This is a genomic window from Sinomonas sp. RB5 (assembly GCF_054063535.1).
Genome location: NZ_JBSSGJ010000004.1, coordinates 211660 through 227169 on the forward strand (window position 1 = coordinate 211660; position 15510 = coordinate 227169).

Sequence of the window (15510 nt, forward strand, 5' to 3'; positions counted from 1 at the left end):
CACACTGACCCGGCGCGCCGGCGGGTGCGCCGCGTCAGTCGGGGACGCGGGTCAGTCGAGGACGATGCCCGGCCCGGTGCCGTGGCGCAGCGCCACCGGATGGATCTCGCCGAAGCCGCGGACCATCTCGGGCTCGCGGTGTTCGAGGACGAACCGCTCGTCCCCTGCGAGGGCCTTCGCGGTGACGTCGTCCACGAGGACCTGCCCGGGCTCGGCGATCGCGGTCAGGCGGGCGGCGAGGTTCACCGTCGGCCCGTAGATGTCTCCGAGCCGGCTCAGCACGCGGCCCCAGACCATGGCGACCCGGCACTGCGGGAGGATCTCGTCCTCCGCGAACTCCTTGGACAGCGCCAGCGCGATCTGGGCGCCCGCCGCCGGGGTCTCGGCGATGTAGAGCACCTCGTCACCGATGGTCTTGACGAGGCGTCCGCCGCCCACGGCGATGATCTCGGAGCAGCGGTTCTCGAACCGCTGGACGAGCTGGGCGAGGGTCCTCTCATTCATCCGGCGCGAGAGGGACGTGTAGGAGACGAGGTCGGCGAAGCCGACGGCGCGTGCCAACGGCAGCGGGGCGTCGTCCTCCGTGCCGTCGCGTCCTTCCTCGCTCGAGTCGAGCCCGGCCTGGGCCCTGACCACGAGGCGCTGGACGCCCGCGGCGAGCTGGCGGTGCCAGGAGTAGACGAGCATCTCCTCGAGCGGGCCGACCAGGTCCGGGAGCCGCTCGAGCAGCGCGACGCGTGCCTCGGAGTCAGTCATCCCCTGGCTCGAGATCATGTCCTCGACGAGGGCCTCGACCTGCCAGACGACCATGCGGTCGGTCATCTGGCCGATCGCCCGGGCCACCGAGATCGCCGCCTCCTCCGTGAGCTTGCCCTCCCGGACCAGGCGGGGCATGACCTTGAGCGGCTCGAGCTCGGCCTGGGTGAAGGCGAGGTCGTCGTCGGTGAAGTTCGGCATGCCCAGGGCGCGCCAGAGCTTGCGGGCCGAGTACAGCGAGACCCCGGCCGCCGCCGCCACCTCGCGGCGCTTGAGGGTGCGCTCGCCCCCGAGCAGCAGGACCTCGATGTCCTTGGACGTGATCCGCCGGGCCGGCCGCGGGGCCCGCTGGCCCGCACGGTGCGACTGGGCCCGGGCCGGGTCCGCAGACGCGTCCTCGGCTGCATCCTCACCGGCCCGCACCTCACGGGCCGCGTCTTCACCGGCCGCGTCTTCACCGGCGGAGTCCGCATCGCCGGCGTCCGTGCGCACCGCCTCGGGAGCAGCAGCGTCGAGGCGCTCGGCGGGCCGCTCCTCGGGGCCCTCCCACAGCGCCTCGCCGTTCGGCTCGTCCATCAGTCCTCCCTCAGTTCCCACGGAAGCGACGCATCGCTGAAGTCAGTGATCTCGTCGCCAGGATCCGGCTGACGCTCCTGGAGCGGGAGCTCCTCGATGGCGTCGAGGATGAACTGGCTGAAACGGCGCACTTCCGGCACGTCGGTCAGCGTGAGCTGCGCCGACTGGCCCGAGGTCAAGGTTATCGTCCCGGACCTGAGCATCCCCTGCATGAATCCCTGACGGACGTGGACATCGCGCACGAGCGAGAGCGGCATGCCGCGGTCGCTACGCGTGAGGCCGCGTTCGCGGCGGAGCACGCGCCGGCTCGTGAGGACATAGCTCACGGAGCGCCACGCGAGCAGCTCGCGCAGGCAGTACCCCACCAGGATCCACACGGCGAGCGCCGTGGGGACGAGCGGGGACCAGGATGACGTCTCCGCGGGGAGCCAGGGGGCCAGCGCCTCGAGGCGGCCGCGCGAGAGCCAGCCCGCGGCGAAGGCGGCAGCCCCGCTGACGAGGATGAGGACGACGGCGGGCAGCACGAGCATGCGGCCCTGGCGCCGCGTCCTGACAATCAGCTGCTCCCCCGGGTCGAGGAGCCTACGCATAGCCGCCATCGGCGGGGCGGAGGTGGACCACGTCGCCCGCCGCGACCGAGTGGCGGGTGCCGTCCTCTTCGACGACCCGCAGGGCGCCGTGGGCGTCGAGGCCCGTCGCGCGCCCCACGAGGGTCTGTCCGCCGGGGAGCTCGACGCGCACGCGCTTGCCCAGCGTGATGGTGGCGTCCTCGACCTGGCCCCAGAGCCCGCGGCCGGCCGCGAGCGGCGCGTCGGGGTCGCCGTCGACCGCGCAGAACTGCCGGTAGCGGCGGGCGAACGCCGCAAGGTACGCGGCGAGGATGTCCTCCCGGCGGTGCTCACGGCCGGTGGCGATCGCCAGGCTCGTCGCGGTGGGCACGGGCAGCTCGTCCTGCGCCTGCCCGACGTTGATGCCGGTCCCGAGCACGACGGCGGGCGGCGCGCCGTGCGCTCCCGGCGCCAGCTGGGCGAGGATCCCGGAGATCTTGAGCCCGTCGACCACCACGTCGTTGGGCCACTTCACGCTCGCCTCGACCCCTGCCGTCTCGGCCAGGGCCTCGCGGAGGGCCAGCGCGGCGAGCGGCGAGAACCACGAGTAGCTCTGCGTGGGCAGCGGGCGTCCCGCGGCGTTGTGCGGGCGCAGCACGACCGACACCGCGACGGCAACCCCGACGGGGGACTCCCAGTGCCGGTGGAGGCGTCCCCGTCCCGCCGTCTGGTGGTCGGCGACGAGCACGGAGAGGTCCCCCCACCCGTCGGGGTCCGCCTCCGCCCGGCGGAGGAGCTCGGCGTTCGTCGAGTCGATCTCATCGAGGACCTCGAGGCGGGACAGCCCGGCCTCGCGCACGAACCCGGGCCCCAGGAGCGTTGCGTCGAGGGGCCCGCGGGACTCTGGCTGCGCGTGGTCGTCCATGCCTGAATCCTATCGAGAGGGCGGCGACCGCCCCTGATCTCAGAGGAAGATGTCCTTCACGAGGCGGTCCTCGGCGGCGCCGAGGCTGTAGCGGGCGAGGTCGGTCACCCCGGCGGCGGCCAGGACCTCCTCGTCGGTGAAGAACCCTCCCGTGGTGGTGCGGGGGTCGCTCGTGAGCAGCACGTGCGCGGCGTCGGCCACGATCTCGGGCCGGCGCCCCGCGGTGGCGAGGGCGTCGCCGCCGGGCATGTTGCGGATGGCGGCCGTGTCGATGAGGGTCGCCGGCCACAGGGAGTTCACGCCGATCCCCTCGCCCTTCAGCTCCTCGGCCAGGCCGAGGGTCGTCAGGCTCATGCCGTATTTGGCCATGGTGTAGGCGAGGTGGCGGCCGGCCCACGCCGGGTCGAGGTTGATCGGCGGCGACAGGGTGAGGATGTGGGCGCCTGCCGCGGAGGACGCCGAGGCGCGCAGCGCGGGCAGGGCGAGCTTGGACAGCAGGAAGGTGCCGCGGACGTTGATGTCCGCCATGAGGTCGTAGCGCTTCATGTCCACGGCGTCGGTCGTGGAGAGGTCGATCGCGGAGGCGTTGTTGACCACGGCGTCGATGCCGCCGAACCGCTCGCGGGTCGCCTCGACGGCCCGTGCCACGTCCTCGTCGCTGCGGACGTCGCCGACGATCGCGAGGGCGGACCCGCCCGCCTCCTCGATCTCCTCGGCGGCCGTGTAGACGGTGCCGGACAGCTTGGCGTGCGGCTCGGCGGTCTTGGCCAGGAGGGCGACGTTGGCCCCGTCGGCGGCGGCGCGCTTCGCGATGGCCAGGCCGATGCCCCGGCTGCCGCCGCTCATGAGGATGGTGCGGCCCGCCAGCGTGCCGGCGGCGCCCGGTGTGATGGTCGTCATGCTCCCCAGTGTACGGGACGATGTTACTGACCGGTAACAAGATCGCGGCGCCCATGGGGACCCGTGCCGGCCGAGCGCACGAATTTGTAGGGTTCCTACACAGGCGGCCCCGCAGGGCCTCACTAGACTGAGGTGACGTCTCCGCCCTTTGTGCGGACCCTACAGAGCCACCGCGCGTGCGCTACGGACCGAGAGCTGGAGTGAGTGTGACCCACGACCTGACCACCACCGCAGGCAAGATCGCGGACTTCCGCGACCGGCGGGCGGCCTCGCTCGCGCCCTCGGGCCAGGAGGCGATCGAGAAGCAGCACGCGCGCGGGAAGAACACGGCGCGCGAGCGCATCGACATGCTGCTCGACCCGGACAGCTTCGTCGAGTTCGACACCCTCCGCGTGCACCGCTCCACCGCGTTCGGGATGGAGAAGAAGAAGCCGCTCGGCGACGGCGTCGTCTCCGGCTACGGCACCGTGGACGGGCGCCTCGTGGCGGTCTACAGCCAGGACTTCTCCGTCTACGGCGGATCCCTGAGCCAGGTCAACGGCGAGAAGATCGTCAAGGTCCAGGAGTTCGCCCTCCGCAACGGCTGCCCCGTGGTGGGCATCAACGACGGCGGCGGCGCGCGCATCCAGGAGGGCGTCGCTTCCCTCGCCATGTTCGCGGACATCTTCCGCAACAACGTGGCCGCCTCGGGCGTGGTCCCGCAGATCTCGCTCATCATGGGCCCCTGCGCGGGCGGCGCGGCCTACTCGCCGGCGCTCACCGACTATGTGGTCATGGTGGACAAGACGAGCCACATGTTCATCACCGGGCCCGACGTCATCAAGACCGTCACGGGCGAGGAAGTGGACATGGAGACGCTCGGCGGCGCGCGCCAGCACAACGCCACGACCGGCACCGCGACGTACCTCGCCTCCGACGAGGCCGACGCGATCGAGTTCGTCCGCGAGCTCCTCGACGTCCTGCCCTCGAACAACCTCGTCGAGGCCCCCGTCCTCGACTCGGACCAGGAGCTCGAGCAGACCGACGAGGACCTCGCCCTCGACACGCTCGTCCCCGACTCCCCCACCCAGGGCTACGACATGCGCGCCGTGATCGAGGGGATCCTCGACGACGGCAACTTCCTCGAGATGCAGGCGCTCTACGCGCCGAACGTGATCATCGGCTACGGCCGCATGGAGGGACACACGGTCGGGATCGTCGCCAACCAGCCAATCCAGTTCGCGGGAACGCTGGACATCGCGGCCTCGGAGAAGGCCGCCCGGTTCGTGCGCCACTGCGACGCCTTCAACATCCCCATCATCACGCTCGTGGACGTCCCCGGCTTCCTCCCCGGCAAGGACCAGGAGTTCCAGGGCATCATCCGCCGCGGCGCGAAGCTGCTCTACGCGTACGCCGAGGCCACGGTGCCGAAGCTGACGGTGATCTGCCGCAAGGCCTACGGCGGCGCGTACATCGTCATGGGGTCCAAGAAGCTCGGCGCGGACCTGAACCTCGCCTGGCCCACGGCGCAGATCGGCGTCATGGGCGCGCAGGGCGCCGTGAACATCCTGTACCGCCGCGAGCTCGCCGCGGTGTCGGCAGAGGGCGGCGACGTCGAGGCCAAGCGGGCCGAGCTCATCCAGCACTACGAGGAGGAGCTCCTCAACCCCTACCAGGCCGCCGAGCTGGGGTACATCGACGCCGTGATCGCACCGTCGGAGACCCGCGTGCAGCTCCTGCGCGGCCTGCGCGCGCTGCGCGACAAGCACGCGTCCCTGCCCGCCAAGAAGCACGGGAACATCCCGCTGTGAGCGCGCTCCCCCAGACGCCCCAGACGCACGACGGCGGGGACTCCCCCGCCGTCGCCGCCGCGCCGGTGCTCTTCTCGGTCACCCGCGGGAACCCGACCGCCGAGGAGGTCGCGGCGCTCACGGCCGTGCTCGCCTCGCTCGGCACCGCCGAGCCCGAGGCCGCGCCGGCAGCACCGACGCGCCGCGAGCGGATCCGCCGGGCGACCCTGCGCCCGCGGCACATGATCGCCCAGCGCCGCGGCCGCGCCTGACGCATCTGCCGGGCCCGGACTCTCACCCGTGCTGAGGAGTCACCTACGTGCCCTCAAGGAGTCACCTGCGCGCTCCCCAGGAGTCAATCCGCCGGGCGCGACTCCTCAACGGTGCGTACGTGACTCGGCAACGGTGCGTACGTGACTCCTCAACGGTGCGTACGTGACTCCGCAACGGGGCGTAGGTGGCTCCTGAACGGTGCGTACGTGACTCCTCGCCCAGGGCACAGGCGGAAGATGTGCACGGGTTCTTTCACGTGTCGGCGCCTCGCGCTAGGCTCGTGAGGGTGACGCAGAACACTCACCAGAACCAGCACAGCTCCGGCACCCGCACGCCCAGCGCCCTCGACGCCATCGCGGACGAGTTCACCCGCAGGCTGCTCGACCTCGACCCTGCCCTGGCGACCGAGCTCGGCTACCCGGGCCACGAGACGGAGTACCCGGACTACTCGCCCGCGGGCCTCGCCGCGCACAGCGCGCTCGTGCGGGACACGCTCAGCGCCCTCGACGCCGCAACGCCCGAGGACGAGATCGACGAGGTCACCCTCGATGCGATGCGGGAGCGCCTGGGCCTCGACGCCGAGCGGCACGCGAGCGGCTGGGTGGCCGCGACGCTGAACAACATCGAGTCGCCGGCGCAGTCGATCCGCGCGGTCTTCGACCTCATGCCCGCCGACACGGCCGAGCACTGGCGCCACATCGCCGGGCGCGCCGCCAACGTCCCCGCGGCCATCGAGGGCTACGTCGCCTCGCTCCGGGCCGCCGCGGCGGACGGCAAGGTCTCGGCGGCGCGGCAGGTGCGCGTCGTCGTCGGCCAGTGCCGCAAGTACGGCGCAGACGGCACCGGCTTCTTCGCCAGGCTCGCCACGGACGCAAGGCTCGACGGTGGCGCCGCGCTGCCGGACGAGGTCGTCTCCGCCCTCGCCGACGGCTGCACGGCCGCGGCCGCGGCGTACCGCGGGCTCGCGGACTTCCTCGAGGGCGAGCTCCTCCCCCAGGCGCCCGAGGAGGACGCCGTGGGCCGCGAGCGGTACGCCCTCGAGTCACGCCGGTTCCTCGGCGCGACGGTCGACCTCGAGGAGACGTACGCCTGGGGCGTCGCCGAGCTGGACCGCATCATCGCCGAGCAGGAGGCGGTGGCCGAGCAGATCAAGCCCGGCGCGGGCATCGCCGAGGCGAAGGCCGCCCTCAACGCGGACCCGGCCCGGCAGCTCAAGGGCACCGACGCGCTGCGGGCCTGGATGCAGGACCTCTCGGACCGGGCCGTGGCGAACCTCGCCGGCACCCACTTCGAGATCGTGGGGCCCATGCACCAGCTCGAGTGCATGATCGCGCCCACGCAGGACGGCGGGATCTACTACACGGCGCCGTCCGACGACTTCTCCCGGCCCGGGCGCATGTGGTGGTCCGTCCCGGAGGGCGAGGACACCTTCACCACGTGGGCCGAGACCAGCACCGTCTACCACGAGGGCGTCCCGGGCCACCACCTCCAGTGCGCCACCGCCGTGTACCGCCGCGAGCTGCTCAACGACTGGCGCCGCAACATCTGCTGGGTCTCCGGCCACGGCGAGGGCTGGGCGCTGTACGCCGAGCGGCTCATGGACGAGCTCGGCTACCTCGCGGACCCCGGCGACCGCATGGGCATGCTCGATGGGCAGCGCATGCGCGCAGCGCGCGTGGTCTTCGACATCGGCGTCCACCTCGGGCTCGAGGTCCCGGAGCGCTGGGGCACGGGAACCTGGACGGCCGAGAAGGGCTATGGGTTCCTGAAGCAGAACCTGGACGTGTCCGAGGGCCAGCTCGACTTCGAGTTCAACCGCTACCTCGGGTGGCCGGGACAGGCCCCCTCCTACAAGGTGGGGCAGCGGCTGTGGGAACAGGTCCGCGGCGAGCTCGAGGCGGAGGCCGCCGCCCAGGGCCGCGAGTTCGACCTCAAGGAATTCCACACGCGCGCCCTGAACCTCGGATCGGTCGGCCTGGACACCCTCCGGCGCGCCCTGACCGCCTGAAGCGACGTGACATATCCCACAAGGGCTGAGGGAATAGCGTAACAAAACGGCGTGGCGGCGCGGCACAGCGGGGTTCGACCCCCGGCCGCGCCGTCACACTGGGCGTCATCTGAAGAAACACAAGCTTCGTATGGTACAAGCTGCGCCCCTAGCGTGGACGGGTGAGCACCTCAACCAGCACCGCGCGCACCCCGCGCCGCCTCCCGACGTGGGCCACGTCGTTCGGCCCGCAGATCATCGCCGCACTCGTCGTCGGCCTCGTCCTCGGCCTCCTCGCGAAGTACACGGGCAGCACGAAGGCCAGCCCGAACGCCCTCGGCGCCACTCTCGCGACCATCGGCAGCAGCTACGTCAGCCTGCTCCAGACCGCCGTGGTCCCCCTCATCTTCACCGCCGTGGTGAGCTCGATCGCCAACCTCCGCCAGGTCTCCAATGCGGCCAAGCTCGCGTGGAACACCCTGCTGTGGTTCGCGATCACCGCCTTCATCGCGGTCCTGATCGGCATCACCCTGGGCGTCGTCTTCCAGCCGGGCGCCGGGACGGGCATCACCCAGCAGGCGAAGTACACCGGCAAGAGCGGTGACTGGTGGGCGTTCCTCACCGGCCTCTTCCCGCACAACTTCCTCGGGCTCGGCGCGAGCTCGACCGCGGGCGACGGCGGGGCCGTCACCACGACCGTGTCGTTCAACGTCCTGCAGATCCTCGTCATCGCGATCGCCGTGGGCATCGCCGCGCTCAAGGTCGGCGCCAAGGCCGAGCCGTTCCTGACCTTCACCCGCTCGGCCCTCGAGATCATCCAGAAGGTGCTCTGGTGGATCATCCGCCTCGCGCCGCTCGGCACGATCGGCCTCATCGGCAACGCCGTCGCCGTCTACGGCTGGGACACCATCGGCGCCCTCGGCAAGTTCGCCGTGGCCATCTACGCCGGCCTCGTGCTCGTCCTGTTCGTGGTCTACCCGATCCTCGTGAAGTCGCACGGCCTGTCCGTGAAGCAGTACTTCTCCGGCGTGTGGCCGGCGGTCCAGCTCGGGTTCGTCTCCCGCTCCTCGATCGGCACGCTCCCGCTCACCCAGCGCGTCGCCGAGCGCAACCTCGGGGTGCCGCAGGGCTACGCGTCCTTCGCCGTGCCGCTCGGCGCCACCACGAAGATGGACGGCTGCGCCGCGATCTACCCGGCGGTCGCCGCGATCTTCGTCGCCCAGTTCTTCGGCATCAACCTGGACGTCAGCCAGTACCTGCTGATCGTGCTCGTCTCGGTCCTCGGCTCGGCCGCGACCGCCGGCACCACCGGCGCCGTCGTGATGCTGACGCTGACCCTCTCGACGCTGGGGCTGCCCCTGGCCGGCGTGGGCCTGCTCCTGGCCATCGACCCGATCCTGGACATGGGCCGCACCGCGGTCAACGTCGCGGGCCAGGCCCTCGTGCCGACCCTCGTCGCCAAGCGCCAGGGCATCCTCGACGAGGCGCTCTACAACGCCCCGCGCCACGGCGACCCGCTCAAGGACGAGTCCGCCACCGCCTCGGTGGAGCAGGCGCACGACGGCGAGCTGGCCGCCGCGCGCTGACCTCCCGCCTTCCGCCGCGCCAGACGCCCTGTCGCGGAGGAGACGCCCTCGGGCCGTCCCCTCCGCGACAGGGCGTCCTGCGTATCGCCAGCAGAACCCGGCCGGCCCCAACAAGCCTTCAGAACTTGCACGGGGTGCAAACTTGCACGTAGTGTCATGGGGTGACCGCTGAACCCTCGTCGCGCCGCGAGCTGAACAAGGCCGCGACCCGCGAATCGATCATCGCCGCGGGGCTGTCCCTCGCCCTGTCGCGTGGGCTCGGCGGCTTCACGGCCGAGGAGCTCGCCGACGCCGCCGGCGTCTCCCGCCGGACGTTCTTCAACTACTTCGGCAGCGTCGAGGAGGCCATCGCCGCCCCGACCTTCGGCTTCCTCGACCGTGCGCTCGGCAAGCTCCGCGAGCGCCCGGCGGACGAGCCCATCCTCGAATCCGCGCTCCACGTCCTCACGGGCATGGCCGACAACGACCTCATCGAGCCGATGGCCCAGTCGTTCCTCGTGGCCGCCGGCCACGACCCCCTCACGCGCTTCCAGCTGCAGGCCTTCGACGACTGCGCCGACAAGATCGGCACGGCGATCAGGGAGCGCCACCCCGAACTCGGCGACGACCTCTACGTGGCCGCCCTCGCGGGGAGCATCATCTCCTGCGGCAAGGCGGCCCTCGAGACGTGGATGACCGAATCGGGAGGCGACCTCTCGCCGTCGTCCCTCACCCGGCTCCGCAGCCTGCTCTCCTCCGCGATCACCCACCTCAAGACCGGCTTCGCCGCGCCCTGAGCCCGCCCGCCGGTCCGCTCCGCGGCGCGCGCACCACCGACCCGTCCGTTCCGCTCTGAATAGGTAAGGCCCATGGCTTCGCTCCTCTACCGCCTCGGCAGGTTCGCCTACGACCGCCGCTGGCTCGTCCTCGCCGCCTGGCTCGTCATCGTCGCGGCGGTCGGAGGCTCCGCCGCGGCGTTCCACGGCAGCATGACCAACAACTTCCAGATCCCGGGCACCGAGACCCAGCGCATGCTGGACAAGCTCAAGGCGGAGCTGCCCTCCGCCGCAGGCGGGAGCGCGACCGTGGTCTTCACGTCCCCGGACGCGGCCTTCACCGACTCCCAGAAGAGGGACCTCAGCGCTGCGCTGGCGAAGATCAAGGGCCTCGACGGCGTCCAGAACGTCACGGACCCGTTCACCACGCAGGCCCAGCTCGACGGCGCGGCCGCGAAGATCGCGGACGGCAAGGCCCAGATCCAGGCGAACGAGGCGAAGCTGGCCGCCGGCGCGCCGCAGCTCGAGGCCGCCAAGGCCAAGCTGGACGCCACCCGGGCCCAGCTCGACGCCGGGCAGGCCCAGCTCGACGCCCAGAAGAAGGCCCTCGCCGCGCAGGGCCTCCCGGCCGCGGCGATCGCCCAGGCCACCGCCTCGGCCCAGGCCCAGCTCGATGCCGGCCGCCAGCAGCTCGCGGCCGGGCAGGCGCAGTATGACGCCGGGAAGAAGCAGGCCGACGAGGGCGCCGCCAAGCTGGCCGACGCCAAGGCCCAGCTCGCCCTCGCCCAGCGCCAGGCCACCGCGGCCGAGGGCCTGCGCTTCGTCTCCAGCGACGGCAAGGCGGCCATCGCCTCGATCCAGTTCACCAAGTCCACCGATGCCCTCACCCCCGCGCTACGGCAGGACGTCCAGTCCATCGCCTCGAGCGTGGCGGGCGTCAACGCGTACCCGAGCAAGGAGCTCACGCAGGACATCTCGCAGATCTTCGGCACGTCCGAAGGCATCGGCGTGGCCGTCGCGGCGATCGTGCTGTTCGTCATGCTCGGCACGTTCGTGGCCGCAGGCCTGCCCCTGCTCATGGCCCTCATCGGTGTGGCCGTCGGCGTGGGCGGCACGTTCGCCCTCACGAGCGTGGTCTCGATGAGCTCGGTGACCCCGATGCTGGGGCTCATGCTCGGCCTGGCCGTGGGCATCGACTACTCGCTCTTCATCGTCAACCGGCACCGCACCCAGCTGCTCGGCGGCATGGACCCGCGCGAGTCCGTGGCGCTCTCGATCGGCACGTCCGGCAACGCCGTCGTGTTCGCCGGCCTCACCGTGGTGATCGCGCTCGCGGCGCTCGTGGTGCCCGGCCTGCCGTTCCTCGCGGTCATGGGCCTCGCCGCCGCCGCGACCGTGGCCGTGGCCGTGCTGGTCGCGGTCACCCTGCTGCCCGCGGTGCTCGGATTCGCGGGCCGGCGGATCATCTCCCGGCGGCGCTGGGCCAAGGCCCTCGCGGAGAACGCGAAGGCGGGCCACGCCGAGGAGGAGGCGCGGACGGACCTCGAGAAGGCGAACCGCGGCTGGGGCGCCTGGGTCACCCGGCACCCGTGGGTCTCGGTGCTGGGCGCTGTCGTGCTGCTCGCGGTCCTCGCGGTCCCCGCGGCGCAGCTGCGGCTCGCCCTCCCAGACGGCGGCTCGGAGCCGGTGGACTCGACCGCGTTCAAGGCCTACGACGCCACGGGGAAGTACTTCGGCGGGGGCATGACCGGGCCCATCATCGTGGTCGGCGACCTCCCGCCCGGCCTCGACGCGAGCGCCGTCCAGGCCAAGGAGTACGACGTCGCCGACCAGCTCCGCTCGGTCCCCGGCGTGGTCGCGGCCGTGCCCGGCACGGTCAGCCCGGACCGCCGGATCGCGGTCTTCCAGGTGATCCCGAAGGAGGGGCCGGCGAGCGCGAGCACCGTCCAGGTGGTCCACGACCTGCGCGCCAAGGGCGCCGACATCCAGGCGAGCACGGGCGTGACGATCGGCCTCACGGGGCAGACGGCGGCCAACGTGGACGTCTCCTCCAAGCTCGCCGACGCCCTGCCGCCGTACCTGACGATCGTCGTGGGGCTGTCCTTCATCCTGCTCCTGCTCGTGTTCCGCTCGCTCCTCGTGCCGCTGCTGGCCACCGGCGGGTTCCTGCTCTCGCTCGGCGCCGCGTTCGGCGCGGTCGTCGCCGTGTACCAGTGGGGCTGGCTCGGCCCGGTCTTCGACGTCACCCACCCGGGGGCGGTCCTGAGCTTCATGCCCATCCTGCTCATCGGCATCCTGTTCGGCCTCGCGATGGACTACCAGGTCTTCATCACCTCCGGCATCCGCGAGTCCTACGCCCACGGCGTCGAGGCGCACCTGGCCGTCCGGACCGGCTTCCACCACGCCGCACGGGTGATCACCGCCGCCGCAATCATCATGGTCAGCGTGTTCGCGGGCTTCATCTTCAGCCACCTGACGATGGTCCGGCCGCTCGGCTTCGGGCTCGCGCTCGGCGTGCTGCTGGACGCGTTCGTGGTCCGCATGACCCTCGTGCCCGCCGTCATGCGCCTCCTCGGCACCGCGGCCTGGTGGCTGCCGCGCTGGCTCGCGCGGATCCTGCCGGACCTGGACATCGAGGGCGCCAAGCTCGAGCGCGTGGCGGCACCGGAGCGCAGCGACGAGGGCGAGCCCGAACCCGTGGCCCGCTGACCGCACCCGGCCGCGGCGGCCCCTGCACGCGTCCCGTGCCGGGGCCGTCCTGCGTTCCCGGACGCCCGGGCGGCCCGCGCGGCAGGGATAGGCTGTGCGTCGTGACCGTCCACACAGCTCCACCGGCCCCGCCCACGCTCATCCTCGCGTCCAAGTCCCCCGCCCGGACCAAGCTCCTCGAGGAGGCCGGCGTCCCGCACCGGATCCTCGTCTCCGACGTGGACGAGGTCGCCGTGGCCGCGGGGCACCCCGAGGCAACCCCTGCTGACACCGCGCTGCTCCTGGCGCGCGCCAAGGCCGAGGCCGTCGCCGCCCTGCCCGCGGCCGCGGGCACCCTCGTGCTCGGCTGCGACTCGGTCTTCGAGCTCGACGGCCAGGCCCTCGGCAAGCCCTACACCGCCGAGGTGGCCCGCGAGCGGCTCGCGGCCATGAGCGGCCGCGCGGGCGTCCTGCACACCGGCCACTGGCTCATCGACTGCCGCACCGAGCACACGCCCGCCCGCGGCGACTCCGGGGCGCACGACGGCGGCGCGTGGCCCGGGCGCGGCGAGCTCGCCTCGGCGGGCGTGGAGTTCGCCGAGATGCGCCCCGAGGAGATCGAGGCCTACGTGGCGACGGGCGAGCCGCTCCACTGCGCCGGCTCGTTCACGATCGACGGTCTCGGCGGCGCGTTCCTGTCCCGGGTGGACGGCGACCCGCACGCCGTGGTGGGCCTGTCCGTCTCGACCCTGCGCGCCCTCCTGGCCAGCGCGGGGGTGCGCCTCACGGATTGGTGGGCGGCCGCCGTCGACCGCTGACTTTGTAGGTCCCCTACAAAGGATCGGCCCGCTACGCACGGAATCCGCCACCAATATGGGCGATTCCACCAAGTCGGCGCTAGGCTTCCCGCAGTACAGAACGGAGATGCCTTGTCCCTCAGCGCTGCCACCAAGCCCATCACGAAGGTGCTCGTCGCCAACCGCGGCGAGATCGCCGTCCGCGTCATCCGCGCGGCCCGCGACGAGGGCATCGCCTCGGTCGCCGTCTACGCCGACCCCGACCGGGACGCCCTGCACGTGCGCCTCGCGGACGAGGCCTTCGCGCTGGGCGGCACCACCGCGGCCGAGTCCTACCTCGTGATGGACAAGATCCTCGACGCCGCCCGCGCTTCCGGGGCCGACGCCGTCCACCCCGGCTACGGCTTCCTGTCGGAGAACGCCCACTTCGCCCAGCGCGTCATCGACGCGGGCCTGACGTGGATCGGTCCCTCCCCCGATGCCATCGCCGCGCTCGGCGACAAGGTGCGCGCGCGCCACATCGCCGAGAAGGTCGGCGCCCCGCTGGTCCCCGGCACGGCGGACCCGGTCGAATCAGCGGACGAGGTCCTCGCGTTCGCCCGGGAGTTCGGCCTGCCCGTCGCCATCAAGGCCGCCTACGGCGGCGGCGGCCGCGGCATCAAGGTGGCGCGCACGCTCGAGGAGATCCCCGAGCTGTTCGAGTCCGCCGTGCGCGAGGCGACCGCGGCGTTCGGCCGCGGCGAGTGCTTCATCGAGCGCTTCCTGGACGCCCCGCGCCACGTCGAGACGCAGTGCCTCGCAGACTCGACGGGTCACGTGGTCGTCGTCTCGACCCGCGACTGCTCGCTGCAGCGCCGCAACCAGAAGCTCGTGGAGGAGGCGCCGGCGCCGTTCCTGAGCGAGGAGCAGACCAAGCGCCTGTACGAGTCCTCGAAGGCCATCCTCAAGGAGGCCGGCTACCTCGGCGCGGGGACGTGCGAGTTCCTCGTGGGCCAGGACGGGACCATCAGCTTCCTCGAGGTCAACACCCGCCTCCAGGTCGAGCACTGCGTGTCCGAGGAGGTCACGGGCCTGGACCTCGTGCGCGAGCAGTTCCGGCTCGCCCGCGGCGAGGAACTCGGCTACGACGACCCCGAGGTCCGCGGCCACTCGTTCGAGTTCCGCATCAACGGCGAGGACCCGGGCCGCGGCTTCATGCCCGCCCCCGGGACCGTCGAGACGCTGCGCTACCCGACGGGCCCGGGCGTGCGCGTCGACTCGGGCATCGAGGCCGGCGAGGTCATCTCCGGCAACTTCGACTCCATGCTCGCCAAGCTCATCGTCTCCGGCTCCAGCCGCGCCCAGGCGCTCCAGCGGGCGCGCCGGGCCCTCGACGAGCTGGTCATCACCGGCATGCCCACGGTCGTGCCGTTCCACGCCGCCGTGGTGCGCGATCCCGCGTTCGCGCCCGAGGAGGGCCCGTTCTCCATCCACACCCGCTGGATCGAGACGGAGTTCGACAACACCATCCCGCCGTACGCCGGTGGTCCGGCTGCCGCTGACGGCGCGGACGACGACGGGGCGCGGCAGAGCGTCGTCGTCGAGGTGGGCGGCAAGCGGCTCGAGGTGACGATCCCGGGCTCGCTGTCCCTCGGCACCGGGCGGGCGGCCAAGCCCAAGAAGAAGGCCCGCACGGCGCGCGGCTCCGCGGCCACCGCGGCCGGCGGCGACGCGCTCACCGCCCCGATGCAGGGCACGATCGTCAAGGTGGCCGTCGCGGACGGCGACGTGGTCGCGGAAGGCGATCTCGTCGTCGTGCTCGAGGCCATGAAGATGGAGCAGCCGCTCACCGCGCACAAGGCCGGCACCGTCCGCGGGCTCACCGCGGAGCCGGGGCAGACGGTCGGCGCGGGCGCGGTCATCGCCACGATCGAGGACTGACCCCGCGTCGCGAGAGACATGACCCCGCGT

General features: G+C 72.2%; 12 protein-coding genes. 8 read left to right on the forward strand and 4 right to left on the reverse strand.

Translation table 11 applies throughout. From position 1 onward, the window contains the following. Positions 1-51 precede the first annotated feature (51 nt). Genes ACVWWH_RS07245 through ACVWWH_RS07260 form a run of 4 tightly spaced genes read right to left on the reverse strand, consistent with a single transcriptional unit; the run spans position 52 to position 3705 of the window. The gene (locus tag ACVWWH_RS07245) at positions 52-1332 is read right to left on the reverse strand and encodes an adenylate/guanylate cyclase domain-containing protein (protein ID WP_084249393.1); all 1281 of its coding nucleotides are present in this window, start codon (positions 1330-1332) and stop codon (positions 52-54) included. Next, on the reverse strand, positions 1332-1931 hold the full coding sequence (locus ACVWWH_RS07250; RefSeq protein ID WP_084249392.1) for a PH domain-containing protein: 600 nt from the start codon (positions 1929-1931) through the stop codon (positions 1332-1334). The genes ACVWWH_RS07245 and ACVWWH_RS07250 overlap by 1 nt, the downstream gene beginning before the upstream one ends. After that, positions 1915-2805, reverse strand: a complete 891-nt coding sequence (locus ACVWWH_RS07255; RefSeq protein WP_066497068.1) for a biotin--[acetyl-CoA-carboxylase] ligase — start codon at positions 2803-2805, stop codon at positions 1915-1917. The genes ACVWWH_RS07250 and ACVWWH_RS07255 overlap by 17 nt, the downstream gene beginning before the upstream one ends. 39 nt (positions 2806-2844) lie before the next feature. Continuing rightward, positions 2845-3705, reverse strand: coding sequence for an SDR family oxidoreductase (locus ACVWWH_RS07260; RefSeq protein WP_066497067.1), 861 nt, complete (start codon positions 3703-3705; stop codon positions 2845-2847). 206 nt (positions 3706-3911) lie between these two features. Between ACVWWH_RS07260 and ACVWWH_RS07265 the strand changes: the two genes are divergently transcribed. From ACVWWH_RS07265 to ACVWWH_RS07300, 8 genes are all read left to right on the forward strand, one after another. After that, entirely contained in the window at positions 3912-5495 is a 1584-nt protein-coding gene (locus ACVWWH_RS07265; protein ID WP_066497066.1) for an acyl-CoA carboxylase subunit beta, read from the forward strand. Further along, positions 5492-5746 carry an acyl-CoA carboxylase subunit epsilon gene (locus ACVWWH_RS07270; protein ID WP_066497065.1) on the forward strand — a complete coding sequence of 85 codons (255 nt, stop codon included), beginning with the start codon at positions 5492-5494 and terminating at the stop codon, positions 5744-5746. Before ACVWWH_RS07265 ends, ACVWWH_RS07270 begins: the two co-directional genes overlap by 4 nt. Before the next feature lie 287 nt (positions 5747-6033). Beyond that, a complete protein-coding gene (locus ACVWWH_RS07275; RefSeq protein WP_066497063.1) occupies positions 6034-7755 on the forward strand; it encodes a DUF885 domain-containing protein in 1722 nt (573 codons plus the stop codon). Between the two features lie 161 nt (positions 7756-7916). After that, entirely contained in the window at positions 7917-9320 is a 1404-nt protein-coding gene (locus tag ACVWWH_RS07280; protein ID WP_066497062.1) for a dicarboxylate/amino acid:cation symporter, read from the forward strand. A 161-nt stretch (positions 9321-9481) separates the two neighbouring features. Then, the gene (locus tag ACVWWH_RS07285) at positions 9482-10096 is read left to right on the forward strand and encodes a TetR/AcrR family transcriptional regulator (RefSeq protein WP_066497060.1); all 615 of its coding nucleotides are present in this window, start codon (positions 9482-9484) and stop codon (positions 10094-10096) included. Positions 10097-10168: 72 nt separating this feature from the next. Further along, positions 10169-12784, forward strand: a complete 2616-nt coding sequence (locus tag ACVWWH_RS07290; protein ID WP_457316110.1) for an MMPL family transporter — start codon at positions 10169-10171, stop codon at positions 12782-12784. A gap of 101 nt (positions 12785-12885) precedes the next feature. Further along, a complete protein-coding gene (locus tag ACVWWH_RS07295) occupies positions 12886-13581 on the forward strand; it encodes a Maf family protein (RefSeq protein WP_066497056.1) in 696 nt (231 codons plus the stop codon). Between the two features lie 111 nt (positions 13582-13692). After that, complete coding sequence (locus tag ACVWWH_RS07300; protein ID WP_457316111.1) at positions 13693-15480, forward strand: acetyl/propionyl/methylcrotonyl-CoA carboxylase subunit alpha; 1788 nt, start codon at positions 13693-13695, stop codon at positions 15478-15480. Positions 15481-15510 lie beyond the last annotated feature (30 nt).

Excerpts from the sequence above, each read along its gene's own strand:
- ACVWWH_RS07250 (WP_084249392.1), bottom strand. The coding sequence starts at position 1,931 with ATGGCGGCTATGCGTAGGCTCCTCGACCCGGGGGAGCAGCTGATTGTC.
- ACVWWH_RS07290 (WP_457316110.1), top strand. The coding sequence starts at position 10,169 with ATGGCTTCGCTCCTCTACCGCCTCGGCAGGTTCGCCTACGACCGCCGC.
- ACVWWH_RS07260 (WP_066497067.1), bottom strand. The coding sequence starts at position 3,705 with ATGACGACCATCACACCGGGCGCCGCCGGCACGCTGGCGGGCCGCACC.
- ACVWWH_RS07245 (WP_084249393.1), bottom strand. The coding sequence starts at position 1,332 with ATGGACGAGCCGAACGGCGAGGCGCTGTGGGAGGGCCCCGAGGAGCGG.
- ACVWWH_RS07255 (WP_066497068.1), bottom strand. The coding sequence starts at position 2,805 with ATGGACGACCACGCGCAGCCAGAGTCCCGCGGGCCCCTCGACGCAACG.